The 13,377-nt window shown below is 68.7% G+C and carries 11 protein-coding genes and 2 rRNA genes; 10 read left to right on the top strand and 3 right to left on the bottom strand.

Annotated elements, in window-relative coordinates; all coding sequences use genetic code 11:
* The first annotated feature begins 28 nt into the window (after window positions 1-28).
* Together AMK31_RS21465 and rrf are read left to right on the top strand one after the other, a co-directional pair.
* Window positions 29-3,152 (top strand): 23S ribosomal RNA (locus AMK31_RS21465).
* 105 nt (window positions 3,153-3,257) lie between these two features.
* A 5S ribosomal RNA gene (rrf, locus tag AMK31_RS21460) occupies window positions 3,258-3,374 on the top strand.
* An 88-nt stretch (window positions 3,375-3,462) separates the two neighbouring features.
* Here the strand turns inward: rrf and AMK31_RS41055 are convergent.
* On the bottom strand, window positions 3,463-4,179 hold the full coding sequence (locus AMK31_RS41055) for a hypothetical protein (RefSeq protein ID WP_198948545.1): 717 nt from the start codon (window positions 4,177-4,179) through the stop codon (window positions 3,463-3,465).
* A gap of 315 nt (window positions 4,180-4,494) precedes the next feature.
* On the opposite strand from AMK31_RS41055, the gene AMK31_RS41050 reads away from it, so the two are divergent.
* A complete protein-coding gene (locus AMK31_RS41050) occupies window positions 4,495-5,226 on the top strand; it encodes a tetratricopeptide repeat protein (RefSeq protein ID WP_198948540.1) in 732 nt (243 codons plus the stop codon).
* A 55-nt stretch (window positions 5,227-5,281) separates the two neighbouring features.
* Here AMK31_RS41050 and AMK31_RS21450 read toward each other — a convergent pair whose 3' ends face one another.
* Window positions 5,282-6,574 (bottom strand): DUF1015 domain-containing protein, encoded by a 1,293-nt coding sequence (locus AMK31_RS21450; protein ID WP_073942203.1) that lies wholly within the window; start codon window positions 6,572-6,574, stop codon window positions 5,282-5,284.
* Window positions 6,575-6,657: 83 nt separating this feature from the next.
* Between AMK31_RS21450 and AMK31_RS21445 the strand changes: the two genes are divergently transcribed.
* From AMK31_RS21445 to AMK31_RS21430, 4 genes are all read left to right on the top strand, one after another.
* A complete protein-coding gene (locus AMK31_RS21445; protein ID WP_073942202.1) occupies window positions 6,658-7,686 on the top strand; it encodes an HAD hydrolase-like protein in 1,029 nt (342 codons plus the stop codon).
* Between the two features lie 94 nt (window positions 7,687-7,780).
* Window positions 7,781-8,824: a FecCD family ABC transporter permease gene (locus AMK31_RS21440; protein WP_073942201.1), complete on the top strand. Its 1,044-nt coding sequence runs from the start codon at window positions 7,781-7,783 to the stop codon at window positions 8,822-8,824.
* On the top strand, window positions 8,821-9,906 hold the full coding sequence (locus AMK31_RS21435) for a FecCD family ABC transporter permease (RefSeq protein ID WP_079186886.1): 1,086 nt from the start codon (window positions 8,821-8,823) through the stop codon (window positions 9,904-9,906). Before AMK31_RS21440 ends, AMK31_RS21435 begins: the two co-directional genes overlap by 4 nt.
* A complete protein-coding gene (locus AMK31_RS21430) occupies window positions 9,903-10,775 on the top strand; it encodes an ABC transporter ATP-binding protein (RefSeq protein WP_073942200.1) in 873 nt (290 codons plus the stop codon). The genes AMK31_RS21435 and AMK31_RS21430 overlap by 4 nt, the downstream gene beginning before the upstream one ends.
* Here AMK31_RS21430 and AMK31_RS21425 read toward each other — a convergent pair.
* Window positions 10,759-11,106, bottom strand: coding sequence for an SCP2 sterol-binding domain-containing protein (locus tag AMK31_RS21425; RefSeq protein ID WP_073942199.1), 348 nt, complete (start codon window positions 11,104-11,106; stop codon window positions 10,759-10,761). The genes AMK31_RS21430 and AMK31_RS21425 overlap by 17 nt on opposite strands.
* Window positions 11,107-11,148: 42 nt before the next feature.
* Between AMK31_RS21425 and AMK31_RS21420 the strand changes: the two genes are divergently transcribed.
* The 3 genes from AMK31_RS21420 to AMK31_RS21410 are packed head-to-tail and all read left to right on the top strand — an operon-like array spanning window position 11,149 to window position 13,197.
* Window positions 11,149-11,472, top strand: coding sequence for a hypothetical protein (locus AMK31_RS21420; RefSeq protein WP_073942198.1), 324 nt, complete (start codon window positions 11,149-11,151; stop codon window positions 11,470-11,472).
* 7 nt (window positions 11,473-11,479) lie between these two features.
* Window positions 11,480-12,295, top strand: coding sequence for a hemolysin (locus tag AMK31_RS21415; RefSeq protein WP_073942197.1), 816 nt, complete (start codon window positions 11,480-11,482; stop codon window positions 12,293-12,295).
* Window positions 12,292-13,197 carry an NAD kinase gene (locus AMK31_RS21410; RefSeq protein WP_073942196.1) on the top strand — a complete coding sequence of 302 codons (906 nt, stop codon included), beginning with the start codon at window positions 12,292-12,294 and terminating at the stop codon, window positions 13,195-13,197. Before AMK31_RS21415 ends, AMK31_RS21410 begins: the two co-directional genes overlap by 4 nt.
* The last annotated feature ends 180 nt before the right edge of the window (window positions 13,198-13,377 follow it).

The raw sequence follows: 13,377 nt of genomic DNA, 5'->3' as shown, positions 1-13,377 counted from the left end.
GAACTGCACAGTGGACGCGAGCATCTGTGGCCAAGTTTTTAAGGGCGCACGGTGGATGCCTTGGCACCAGGAACCGATGAAGGACGTGGGAGGCCGCGATAGTCCCCGGGGAGTCGTCAACCAGGCTTTGATCCGGGGGTTTCCGAATGGGGAAACCCGGCAGTCGTCATGGGCTGTCACCCTTGCCTGAACACATAGGGCAAGTGGAGGGAACGCGGGGAAGTGAAACATCTCAGTACCCGCAGGAAGAGAAAACAACCGTGATTCCGGGAGTAGTGGCGAGCGAAACCGGATGAGGCCAAACCGTATGCGTGTGAGACCCGGCAGGGGTTGCGCATGCGGGGTTGTGGGATCTCTCTTCTACGGTCTGCCGGCCGTAGGGCGAGTCAGAAACCGTTGATGTAGGCGAAGGACATGCGAAAGGTCCGGCGTAGAGGGTAAGACCCCCGTAGTCGAAACGTCAGCGGCTCGTTTGAGAGACACCCAAGTAGCACGGGGCCCGAGAAATCCCGTGTGAATCTGGCGGGACCACCCGCTAAGCCTAAATATTCCCTGGTGACCGATAGCGGATAGTACCGTGAGGGAATGGTGAAAAGTACCCCGGGAGGGGAGTGAAATAGTACCTGAAACCGTGTGCCTACAAGCCGTGGGAGCGTCGGGTAGGAACTTGTTCCTTCCTCGTGACTGCGTGCCTTTTGAAGAATGAGCCTGCGAGTTTGCGGTGTGTTGCGAGGTTAACCCGGGTGGGGTAGCCGTAGCGAAAGCGAGTCCGAATAGGGCGCTGTAGTAGCACGCTCAAGACCCGAAGCGGAGTGATCTAGCCATGGGCAGGTTGAAGCGGAGGTAAGACTTCGTGGAGGACCGAACCCACCAGGGTTGAAAACCTGGGGGATGACCTGTGGTTAGGGGTGAAAGGCCAATCAAACTCCGTGATAGCTGGTTCTCCCCGAAATGCATTTAGGTGCAGCGTCGTGTGTTTCTTGCCGGAGGTAGAGCACTGGATAGGCGATGGGCCCTACCGGGTTACTGACCTTAGCCAAACTCCGAATGCCGGTAAGTGAGAGCGCGGCAGTGAGACTGTGGGGGATAAGCTCCATGGTCGAGAGGGAAACAGCCCAGAGCATCGACTAAGGCCCCTAAGCGTACGCTAAGTGGGAAAGGATGTGGAGTCGCACAGACAACCAGGAGGTTGGCTTAGAAGCAGCCACCCTTGAAAGAGTGCGTAATAGCTCACTGGTCTAGTGATTCCGCGCCGACAATGTAGCGGGGCTCAAGCGTACCGCCGAAGTCGTGTCATTGCAGCGGATAGCCCCAACGGGTGCTGTGATGGGTAGGGGAGCGTCGTCTGCCGGGTGAAGCGGCACTGGAAGGTAGTCGTGGACGGTTGACGAGTGAGAATGCAGGCATGAGTAGCGATACAAACGTGAGAAACGTTTGCGCCGATTGACTAAGGGTTCCTGGGTCAAGCTGATCTGCCCAGGGTAAGTCGGGACCTAAGGCGAGGCCGACAGGCGTAGTCGATGGATAACCGGTTGATATTCCGGTACCCGCTGTGAAGCGTCAAACATCGAATCCAGTGATGCTAAGGCCGTGAAGCCGCCCCTGATCTCTTCGGAGTGAGGGGGAGTGGTGGAGCCGCCGGCCCAAGTTGGTAGTAGGTGAGTGATGGGGTGACGCAGGAAGGTAGTCCATCCCGGGCGGTGGTTGTCCCGGGGTAAGGGTGTAGGACGCGAGGTAGGCAAATCCGCCTTGCACATAGTCTGAGACCTGATGCCGAGCCGATTGTGGTGAAGTGGATGATCCTATGCTGTCGAGAAAAGCCTCTAGCGAGTTTCATGGCGGCCCGTACCCTAAACCGACTCAGGTGGTCAGGTAGAGAATACCGAGGCGTTCGGGTGAACTATGGTTAAGGAACTCGGCAAAATGCCCCCGTAACTTCGGGAGAAGGGGGGCCACACTCGGTGATCCGATTTACTCGGTGAGCTGGGGGTGGCCGCAGAGACCAGCGAGAAGCGACTGTTTACTAAAAACACAGGTCCGTGCGAAGCCGTAAGGCGATGTATACGGACTGACGCCTGCCCGGTGCTGGAACGTTAAGGGGACCGGTTAGCTAGGATTCGTCCTGGCGAAGCTGAGAACTTAAGCGCCAGTAAACGGCGGTGGTAACTATAACCATCCTAAGGTAGCGAAATTCCTTGTCGGGTAAGTTCCGACCTGCACGAATGGCGTAACGACTTCTCGACTGTCTCAACCATAGGCCCGGTGAAATTGCACTACGAGTAAAGATGCTCGTTTCGCGCAGCAGGACGGAAAGACCCCGGGACCTTTACTACAGTTTGATATTGGTGTTCGGTTCGGCTTGTGTAGGATAGGTGGGAGACTGTGAAGCGGGCACGCCAGTGTTCGTGGAGTCGTCGTTGAAATACCACTCTGGTCGTGCTGGATGTCTAACCTGGGTCCGTGATCCGGATCAGGGACAGTGTCTGATGGGTAGTTTAACTGGGGCGGTTGCCTCCTAAAGGGTAACGGAGGCGCCCAAAGGTTCCCTCAGCCTGGTTGGCAATCAGGTGTTGAGTGTAAGTGCACAAGGGAGCTTGACTGTGAGACCGACGGGTCGAGCAGGGACGAAAGTCGGGACTAGTGATCCGGCGGTGGCTTGTGGAAGCGCCGTCGCTCAACGGATAAAAGGTACCCCGGGGATAACAGGCTGATCTTCCCCAAGAGTCCATATCGACGGGATGGTTTGGCACCTCGATGTCGGCTCGTCGCATCCTGGGGCTGGAGTCGGTCCCAAGGGTTGGGCTGTTCGCCCATTAAAGCGGTACGCGAGCTGGGTTTAGAACGTCGTGAGACAGTTCGGTCCCTATCCGCTGTGCGCGTAGGAGTCTTGAGAAGGGCTGTCCCTAGTACGAGAGGACCGGGACGGACGAACCTCTGGTGTGCCAGTTGTTCTGCCAAGGGCATGGCTGGTTGGCTACGTTCGGGAGGGATAACCGCTGAAAGCATCTAAGCGGGAAGCCTGCTTCGAGATGAGGACTCCCACCCACTTGATGGGGTAAGGCTCCCAGTAGACGACTGGGTTGATAGGCCGGATATGGAAGCCAGGTAACTGGTGGAGTTGACCGGTACTAATAGGCCGAGGGCTTGTCCTCAGTTGCTCGCGTCCACTGTGTTAGTTCTGAGGCAACGACCGTTGCCGGCTTTTGAGCTGAACGCATAATAGAAGAGTGTGCTTGTTCGCTCGAAACCATTAGGGTTTCGGTGGTCATAGCGTGAGGGAAACGCCCGGTTACATTCCGAACCCGGAAGCTAAGCCTCACAGCGCCGATGGTACTGCAGGGGGGACCCTGTGGGAGAGTAGGACGCCGCCGAACAATCTTTGGAGGACCCCTGGTCACCAGCGTTCAGCTGGGACCAGGGGTCCTTTTGTTTTTACAATGCTTGCGGTACCGAAGACAGGAGTCACCGATGTCCACCAACTCTCCCGACGACCGTCCGGAGCGCGACCAGCGGCGCAGGGATGGTGGGGATCGCGGCGACCGCAGCGACCGCGGTGGCTTCCGTCGCGGTGGTGACCGCAACGACCGTGACCGGGGCGGCTACGGCCGTCGTGACGGTGACCGTGGCGGTTACCGCAGGGATGACCGCGGCGACCGTGGTGAGCGCAGCGATCGCGGTGACCGTGGTGGTTTCCGTCGCGATGACAGTCGTGGCGGCGGCGGTTACGGTCGCCGTGACGACCGTCGCGACGACCGGCGTGATGACCGCCGTGACGGGGATCGCGGGTACCGGCCGTCGTACCAGCGGGACGACCGCGACCGTGACCGGGATCGTGGGCCGCGTCGGGACGACCGGGACCGTGACCGCGGGTTCCGCCGTGACGACCGCGGGGACCGTCCCGCCTTCCGGCGTGACGACAGCCGCGGTGGCGGCGGCTACGGCCGCCGGGGTGACGAGCGCGGCGACCGCGGTGGGTTCCGGCGCGACGACAATCGCGGAGGCGGCGGCTACGGCCGGCGCGATGACCGCCGCGATGACCGCCGTGACGACCGGCGCGGCGACGACCGCGACCGCGGGTTCCGCCGTGACGACCGCCGGGATGACCATCGCGGGGACCGCGGGGGCTTCCGTCGGGACGACCGTCGTGACGAGCGCCGTGACGACCGGCGTGACGAGCATCGCGGGGACCGCGGCGGGTTCCGCAGGGACGACCGGCGTGATGACCGCCGTGACGACCGCCGTGATGACCGGCGCGATGACCGCCGTGACGGCGACCGTGGTGGTTTCCGTGGGCGGGACGACCGTGGTGAGCGCGGGGACCGTGGTGGGTTCCGGGGTCGGGACGACCGTGGGGGCCGTGGGCCGCGTCGCGACGACCGCGGTGGTCGGCCCGGTGGCTTCCGTGGCCGCGGTGGCGACGACCGGCGTGGCGGTGGGCGCTTCCGTGATGAGCGCGACCGGGACCGGGACCGGGATCGTGAGCCGATCAAGCGGCTGCCGATCCCCGAGGAGGTCACCGGCGACGAGATCGACAAGGACGTGCGCCAGGAGCTGCAGAGCCTGCCGAAGACGCTCGCGGAAGATGTCGCGCGGAACCTGGTGATGGTCGCCCGGCTGATCGACGAGGACCCCGAGGCGGCGTACGGCTACTCCAAGGTGGCGCTGCGGCTGGCGTCGCGGGTCGCCGCGGTGCGGGAGGCCGCCGGGTTCGCGGCGTACGCGAACCAGAAGTACAGCGAGGCGCTGGCGGAGTTCCGGGCGGCGCGGCGGATGACCGGGTCCGTGGAGCTGTGGCCGGTGATGGCCGACTGCGAGCGCGGGCTCGGGCGGCCGGAGAAGGCGCTGGACATGGCCGGTGCGCCCGAGGTGCACAAGCTGGACAAGGCCGGCCAGGTGGAGATGCGGCTCGTCGCGGCCGGTGCGCGGCGGGACATGGGGCAGCTGGACGCGGCCATCGTGACGCTGCAGAGCCCGGAGCTGGCCTCGAACGCCGTGCACCCGTGGACCGCGCGGCTGCGGTACGCCTACGCCGACGCGCTGCTCGCGGCCGGGCGGGAGCGTGAGGCGCGGGACTGGTTCGCGAAGGCCGTCGAGGCGGACCGGGACGGCAGCACGGACGCGTCGGACCGGCTCGCCGAGCTGGACGGTGTCGAGTTCGTGGACGCGCTGGACGAGGACGCGGCTCAGAGCGACGCCGGCAAGGACGAGGACGACCGTCAGGACTGACGGATGTGACTGAAGGGGCGGGACTGCGGTCCCGCCCCTTTTCGTTTGTCCTGCCTCAGTGGTCCAGGGCGCGCAGGACCAGGCCGGACGCCGGCTTGGGGCCGAAGGACGTGGACTTGCGGGGCATGGTGACGCCCTGGCGGGCGAGGTCGCGGACGACCTCCTCGCGCACCGGGTGCATCAGGACGGCCGTACCGCCGTCGTGTTCCGCCTTGGCGACGGTGGCGGCCGCGTCGTGGATGTAGGCGATGTGGGCCGGGGAGTCCTCGGGGATGCCCCACACGTGGTCGAGGAGGGTGGCGTGGAGGACGGTGGCGTCCAGGGAGCGCCAGGCCTCGGGGCGGTCGGCGGGGACCGTGCGGGCGAGCAGGGCCGGGTCCGGGCGGTCGATCAGATGGAAGGCGCCGTCGCCGGCGAGGAGGAAGGCGTTGCCGTCGACCGTGGCGTCGCCGAGAGCCGTGAGGGCCTCGGTGACGGTGGTGTCCAGGCGTCGTACGCGGAAGCGGCCGTCGAGGGCCGCCAGGGCGTCCGGGACGGGCAGGCCGTGCAGCAGGCGGTGGATGGCGCGGACGCGGAGCGGGTAGCGGGCCGTGTCGACCAGGAGGACCAGGCCGTAGTCCCAGGGGCTCGGGGAGGCGTGCTCCGCGCGGAGCCTGCGGTAGGTGGCCCAGCGGTGGTGGCCGTCGGCGATCAGGGCCTGGTGGCGGGCCAGGTCGGACTGGATGCCGGCCACGTCGGCGGGGTCGGTGACGGCCCACAGGCGGTGGTGGAAGCCGTCCTCGGTGGTGGTGGACAGCACGGGCGGGAGCGTGGCTATGCGTTCGATGACGGCCGAGGTGTCGGTCGCCGCGCCGTTGCCGCGGTAGGTCAGCAGCAGCGGTTCGAGGTTGGCCTGGGTGGCGCGCATCAGGGCGGCGCGGTCGGCGACGACGTGCGGCATGACGTCCTCGTGTGGCAGCACCACGCACTCGGACGGGTCCGAGACGCGCAGGGCGCCTATGACGCCGCGTTGAAGGAGGCCGGCGCCGTCGTGCTGTTCGTAGACGTAGAGGCCGGGCTCGGCGTCGGCGGTCAGGACGCCCTCGGCGAGCCAGCGGCGCAGGGTGTCGGCGGCCTGTGCGTTGCGCTCGGTGGGGGTGGCCGCCTGGGGAAGTATGAGGCGGACGATGTTGTGGGGGTCCGCGGCCTCCAGGTGGTGCAGGCCGTCGGGGCGTACGACGACGTCGTACGGCGGGGATGTCACGGCCGCCAGACTGCCGACCCGGTCGGGGTCGTAGCGCAGGCCTCGGAACGGGGTGAGTTCCAGGCCTCGGGGCGCCATTGCTTCCGAGTGACCCGCAAGGTTCATCCCGGCATCGTACGTGTGTCAGTGCCATGGGGGATGATCGGGGGAACGGGGAGCACGAGCGTACGCGGACGAGGAGCGGTGGAATGAGCCAGAGCGTCAGGACGAGGCCCGCGGGCAGTGCGCGGGCGCTGAGCGAGGCGTACGACACGGCGCTGCTCGACCTGGACGGCGTGGTGTACGCCGGGGGGAACGCGATCGTGCACGCGGTCGAGTCGCTGGCGGCGGCCCGTGCGGGCGGGATGCACCTTGCGTACGTCACGAACAACGCGCTGCGCACCCCGGACGCCGTGGCCGGGCATCTCACCGAGCTGGGCATAGCCGCGGACGCGTCGGACGTCATCACCTCCGCGCAGGCCGTGGCGCGGCTGATCGCCGAGCAGGTGCCCGCGGGGGCGCGGGTGCTGGTGATCGGCGGTGAGGGGTTGCGGGTGGCGCTGCGGGAGCAGGGGCTCGTGCCGGTGGAGTCGGCGGAGGACGAGCCGGCGGCGGTGGTGCAGGGATATGGCGGGCCGGAGCTTCCGTGGGGGCGGTTCGCCGAGGCCTGTTACGCGATCGCGCGGGGAGTGCCGTGGTTCGCGTCCAACACCGATCTGACCATTCCCGGTGCGCGGGGGATCGCGCCGGGGAACGGGGCCGCGGTGGAGGTCGTGCGGATCGCGACCGGTGCGGAGCCGCAGGTGGCGGGGAAGCCGTTGCCCCCGATGCACCGGGAGACGATTCTGCGGACCGGGGCCGAGCGGCCGCTGGTGGTGGGGGACCGGCTGGACACGGACATCGAGGGGGCGTTCAACGGGGACGTCGACTCGTTGCTGGTGCTGACCGGGGTGACCGACGGGGCGCGGTTGCTGGCGGCGGAGCCGCGGCACCGGCCGACGTATGTGGACGCGGATCTGCGGGGGTTGCTCGTCGGGCAGCCGGAGGTCGTCGAAGCCGGGGACGGGTTCCGGTGCGGGGGATGGACGGCTGTGGCCGGGCGTGAGCGGCTGGAGTTGGAGGGGGAGGGCGCGGCGTTGGACGGGTTGCGGGCGTTGTGCGCGGCGGCCTGGACCGTCGCGGGGGACGGGGTCTGCGAGCTGGACGGGGGCAAGGCGCTGGCTCGGCTGGGGTTGTGACCCGCACGGCTGCCCGCGGTCACGCCGGTGACGGAGCCGCTGGTGGCGCTGTTCTGGATCTTGATTAGGTGGGAGGGTAGGCTAACCTAACCGCGTGTTGGTTGAGAGTCCTCCCGAAGAGCGCGCGGTGACCGCTCCCGCGCCCCCGAACCGACGGGCGATACGGGCCGTTGGGCTGCTCGTCTCCGTGGCGATCCTCGTAGTCGTCGCCCTGGCGAGTATCGCGATCGGTGCCCGAGGGCTGTCTCTGGAGCAGGTCTGGCACGGCCTGTTCGAGGACTCGGGGACCTACGGCGACATCGTCGTCGCGGACCGGCTGTCGCGGACCGTCCTCGGTCTGCTCGCCGGAGCCGCGCTCGGCCTGGCCGGCGCGGTGCTGCAGGCGCTGACACGCAACCCGCTGGCCGATCCCGGACTGCTCGGCATCAACGCCGGCGCCTCCGCGGCCGTCGTCACCGCGACCACCTTCCTCGGCGTCACCAGCCTCAGCGGCTATGTGTGGTTCGCGTTCTGCGGCGCGGCCGCGGTCGGCGCGCTGGTCTGGTTCCTCGGCGGCAGCCGGGGCGCCACACCGGTGCGGCTCGCGCTCGCCGGCACCGCCATCAGCGCGGCCCTCTACGGCTATCTGCAGGCCATGATGATCCTCGACGAGGCGGCGCTGGGGGTGATGCGCTTCTGGACCGTGGGTTCGCTGACCTCGGCGACCAACGAGAGCATCCTCCAGGTGCTGCCGTTCATGGTGGCCGGCATGGTGCTCGCGCTGGGCCTGGCCCGGCCGCTCAACGCCATGGCCATGGGCGACGACACCGCCAAGGCGCTCGGCGCCAACCTCAACCGCACCCGGGTGCTGGCCATGCTCGCCGCGACCGTGCTGTGCGGTTCCGCGACGGCGGCGTGCGGGCCGATCGTGTTCGTCGGGCTGATGGTGCCGCACGTGGTGCGCTCCTTCACCGGCCCGGACCTGCGCTGGATCCTGCCGTACGCGGCCGTCCTGTCGCCGGTGCTGCTGCTCGGCGCGGATGTCATCGGCCGGGTCGTGGCCCGGCCCGCGGAGATCCAGGTCGGGATCGTCACCGCGATCCTGGGCGGCCCGGTCTTCATCTTTCTCGTACGACGGCGAAGGACGGCCCAGCTGTGAGGACCGCGGTGAAGACCACCGGAGAAGGCACTGCGGCGAAGCCCGCTCGGGCGACCCGCGCGCTGCGCACCCCCGGCGGGCTGTCCGTGCGGCTGGACGTCCGGGCCGTCACGGTCGTCGTGCTGCTGCTGGTCGCCGCGCTCGCCGCGAGCGTCGTGCTGATCGGCACCGGCGACTTCCCGATCCCGGCCGCCGACGTGGTGCGGACGCTGATGGGCGACGGCAACCCCGGGCAGGAGTTCATCGTCAACGAGCTGCGGCTGCCGCGGGTCCTGGTCGGTCTGCTGGTGGGTGCCTCGCTGGGGCTCGGCGGCGCGCTGTTCCAGGCCATCTCCCGCAACCCGCTGGGCAGTCCGGACATCCTCGGTCTCGGGCAGGGGGCGACGGCCGGCGCGCTCGTGATGATCGTGCTGTTCTCCGGGAGCGCCACCGAGGTCACCATGGGTGCCCTGGTGGGCGGCCTGGTGACCGGTATGGCCATCTATCTGCTCGCCTGGAAGCGGGGCGTGCACGGTTATCGGCTCGTTCTGGTCGGTATCGGTGTGTCCGCGATCGTCACGGCCGTCAACGGTTACCTGATCACCAAGGCCGACCTCGTCGACGCCTCCCGTGCCGTCGTCTGGATGACCGGCTCCCTCAGCGGCCGTGACTGGGCGCAGGTGTGGCCGCTGCTCGCGCTGTGCGCCGTGCTCCTCCCGCTCGTCCTCGCCAACGGACGCGGGCTGCGGATGATGGAGATGGGCGACGACGTCTCCAACGCCCTCGGGGTGCGCGTGGAGCGCGTACGGATGCTGCTGATGGTGTCCGCCGTGCTGCTCACCGCGGCCGCCACCGCCGCCGCCGGACCGGTCAGCTTCGTGGCGCTCACCGCGCCGCAGCTCGCCCGCCGGCTGACCCGCTCGCCCGGGCCGAACCTGCTGCCGTCCCTGTGCATGGGCGCCGCCCTCCTGGTCACCGCCGACTGGGTCTCGCAGCGGACCTTCGGCGCGGACCAGCTGCCCGTCGGCGTGGTCACCGGCGTGGTCGGCGGCGGCTACCTGCTGTGGCTGCTGGTCGCCGAGCGCCGGGCGGGCCGGATATGAGCGACCGTCCGATGAACAACCGAAGGAGCACCGTGAACCGACTGTCCGCCGAGAACGTCACCCTCGCCTACGACCAGCGGGTCATCGCCGAGCAGCTCTCGGTGGAGATCCCCGACAACTCCTTCACCGTGATCGTCGGCCCGAACGCGTGCGGCAAGTCCACCCTGCTGCGCGCGCTGTCGCGGATGCTGAAGCCCAGCCAGGGCCGGGTGCTGCTCGACGGGCAGGTCATCCAGTCGATGCCCGCGAAGAAGGTCGCCCGCACCCTCGGCCTGCTGCCGCAGTCGTCGATCGCGCCGGACGGCATCACCGTCGCCGACCTGGTCGGCCGCGGCCGGTACCCGCACCAGGGGCTGCTGCGGCAGTGGTCGACCGAGGACGAGCGGGTCGTCCAGGAGTCCATGGCGCAGACCGGGGTCGCCGAACTCGCCGACCGCTACGTCGACGAGCTGTCCGGCGGTCAGCGGCAGCGCGTGTGGATCGCGATGGCGCTCGCCCAGCAGACGCCGCTGCTGCTGCTCGACGAGCCGACAACCTACCTCGACATCCAGCACCAGATCGACGTCCTGGACCTCTGCGCCGAGCTGCACGAGGAGCAGGGCCGCACGCTCGTCGCCGTGCTGCACGACCTCAACCACGCCGCCCGGTACGCCACGCACCTCATCGCGCTGCGCGGCGGCGAGGTCATCGCCCAGGGCGCACCGAACGACATCGTCACCGCCGAACTGGTGGAGCAGGTCTTCGGGCTGCGCTGCCAGGTCATCGACGACCCGGAGACCGGGACCCCGCTGGTGGTGCCGGCCGCGCGCAAGGCACGCGCCGGGGCCCGCGAGGACCTGGCGAAGGTGGCGGCTACAGAAGTTTCCTGAGCCGGAACAGGTCGGCGAGGCTCGCTTCCAGTTTCACCCGGCCCGAACCCCACGCCCTGGCGAAGTGCAGCTCGCCGTCGACCAGCGCGACCAGGTCGTCCCCGGTCATCGCGAGCCGGATCTGCGCCTTCTCGGGGGGCGGGCCCTGCACGGTGTCCCGCACCTCGATCCGGCCACCGGTCATCCGGCCGACGAAGGTGACGTCCAGGTCCTTGATGTGGCAGCTCACCGAGCGGTCCAGGGCCGCCGCCTCGCGGACGTTCCCTTCCGCGCGCTGCATGTTGTCCGAGAGCTTGTCGAGTGCGCTGCGGCACTCCTCGATCGTGGCCATCGAGGTCGACGTTACCCCAGGGCTTCGGGGTAGCGTCGGGGCATGAACGACGCAGCAGCCGTGCCGGACGAGGGAGCCGTGCCGGACGGGCCGGAGCGGCCGGCGGACGAGCCGGTGGACGGGCCCGCGTACGACCCGGCGTACGACCTCGCCGCCCCGGCCCCGCTGGAGGTGCCGCGCACGCCCACCGGCAACGCCGACGTCGATGCCGCGCTGGACCGGCTGGCCGACGCCGACCACCTCGCCACGGACGGGCACGTCGAGGTGTACGAGGATGTACACCGGGGGCTGCGCGACGCGCTCACCGCGCTCGACGCCCGCCCGGGACCTCCGGCGCCCCCCTCGACGTACGGCAATAGGAGCTGAACCGAACGTGGCAGGAGTCGCACGCCGCCGTCTCGACGCGGAGCTGGTCCGCCGGAAGCTCGCGCGCTCGCGCGAGCACGCCAGCCAGCTGATCGCCGCCGGGCGGGTCTCCGTCGGCAAGACCGTCGCGACCAAGCCCGCCACTCAGGTGGAGACCGCGGCGGCCATCGTGGTCGCCGCCGACGACAACGACCCCGAGTACGTCTCCCGGGGCGGTCACAAGCTCGCCGGGGCGCTGCAGGCCTTCGTGCCGCAGGGACTGCTCGTCGAGGGGCGGCGGGCGCTGGACGCCGGCGCGTCCACCGGAGGGTTCACGGATGTGCTGCTGCGGGCGGGCGCGGCACACGTCGTCGCCGTCGACGTCGGTTACGGGCAGCTGGCCTGGACTTTGCAGAGCGATGAACGCGTCACCGTCAAGGACCGTACGAACGTACGGGAGTTGACGCTCGAGGCGATCGACGGAGAACCTGTGGACCTGGTCGTCGGGGATCTGTCCTTCATCCCGCTCGGACTGGTGCTGCCCGCCCTGGTGCGGTGCGTGCGGCCGGACGCCGACCTGGTGATGATGGTGAAGCCGCAGTTCGAGGTGGGGAAGGAGCGGCTGGGCAGCGGGGGAGTCGTACGGAGTCCGCAACTGCGGGCGGAGGCCGTGCGAGGAGTGGCCGAGAAGGCGTGGGAGCTGGGGCTCGGGGTGAAGGGTGTCACCGCCAGTCCGCTGCCCGGTCCTTCCGGCAATGTCGAGTACTTTCTGTGGCTGCGGGCCGGTGCTCCCGAGCTGGACCCGGCCGACGTTGACCGTGCAGTGGCGGAGGGGCCGCGTTGACACCGAACCGAGCTCGTACTGTTTTCCTGCTGGCCCACACCGGGCGTCCGGCAGCCATTCGCAGCGCCGAGCTCGTGGTGAAAGGGCTCCTGAGGTCCGGGATCGGGGTGCGGGTCCTGGAGGCGGAGGCGCGGGACCTGCCGCTGCCGGAAGAGGTGGAGCTGGTCGGCGAGGCGACTCCGCAGTGCCTCGACGGGTGCGAGCTGCTGATCGTGCTGGGCGGCGACGGCACGCTGCTGCGCGGGGCCGAGTTCGCGCGGGCGTCCGGGGTGCCGATGCTCGGGGTCAACCTCGGGCGGGTCGGATTCCTCGCCGAGGCCGAGCGGGACGACCTCGACAAGGTCGTCGACCGGGTCGTGACCAGGGCGTACGAGGTCGAGGAGCGGATGACCGTCGACGTCGTCGTGCACAGCAACGGCGACATCGTGCACACCGACTGGGCGCTCAACGAGGCCGCCGTGCAGAAGGCCGGCGCGGAGAAGCTGCTCGAGGTCGTGCTGGAGATCGACGGGCGGCCGGTCACGGGGTTCGGCTGCGACGGGATCGTGCTGTCGACGCCGACCGGGTCGACGGCGTACGCGTTCTCCGCAGGCGGGCCCGTGGTGTGGCCCGAGGTGGAGGCGCTGCTGATGGTGCCGATCTCCGCGCACGCGTTGTTCGCGAAGCCGCTGGTGACCTCGCCGGATTCGGTGCTCGCGGTGGAGGTTCTGCCGCACATTCCGCCGGGCGTGCTCTGGTGCGACGGACGGCGGACCGTGGAGCTGCCGCCGGGAGCGCGGGTGGAGGTGCGGCGGGGGGCCGTGCCGGTACGGCTGGCCCGGCTGCATCACGCCTCGTTCACCGACCGGCTGGTGGCCAAGTTCGCGCTGCCGGTGTCCGGGTGGCGGGGGGCGCCGCACTAGGCTCTGTCGTTTGGATCAGCCCGGCTGTGAGGGACGGTGCGTCCCGGCCGAGTCGAGCGGGGTCTGGTGCGTGCAGCTGCAAGGCGGAGGAGGGAGTCGACGCGGCGCGTCGGCGACTGACGACAACGCGGCAGATGTGCGTGCCAGACCCTGCGACGCCGGGATGATCCAAACGACAGG

The organism is Streptomyces sp. TSRI0107 (assembly GCF_001905845.1).
In the GTDB taxonomy this organism is placed as follows: Bacteria; Actinomycetota; Actinomycetes; order Streptomycetales; family Streptomycetaceae; genus Streptomyces.
The sequence above is the reverse complement of the archived record's forward strand: the minus strand, read 5'-3'. Positions and strand labels throughout refer to the sequence as shown.

Coding starts and splice junctions, on each gene's coding strand:
- AMK31_RS21425 (WP_073942199.1), bottom strand. CDS start 11,106: ATGGCCACGATCGAGGAGTGCCGCAGCGCACTCGACAAGCTCTCGGAC.
- AMK31_RS21445 (WP_073942202.1), top strand. CDS start 6,658: ATGAGCCAGAGCGTCAGGACGAGGCCCGCGGGCAGTGCGCGGGCGCTG.
- AMK31_RS21420 (WP_073942198.1), top strand. CDS start 11,149: ATGAACGACGCAGCAGCCGTGCCGGACGAGGGAGCCGTGCCGGACGGG.
- AMK31_RS21430 (WP_073942200.1), top strand. CDS start 9,903: ATGAGCGACCGTCCGATGAACAACCGAAGGAGCACCGTGAACCGACTG.
- AMK31_RS21450 (WP_073942203.1), bottom strand. CDS start 6,574: ATGAACCTTGCGGGTCACTCGGAAGCAATGGCGCCCCGAGGCCTGGAA.
- AMK31_RS41055 (WP_198948545.1), bottom strand. CDS start 4,179: ATGCTCGTCACGCCGGTCGTCACGGCGCTCGTCACGACGGTCGTCCCG.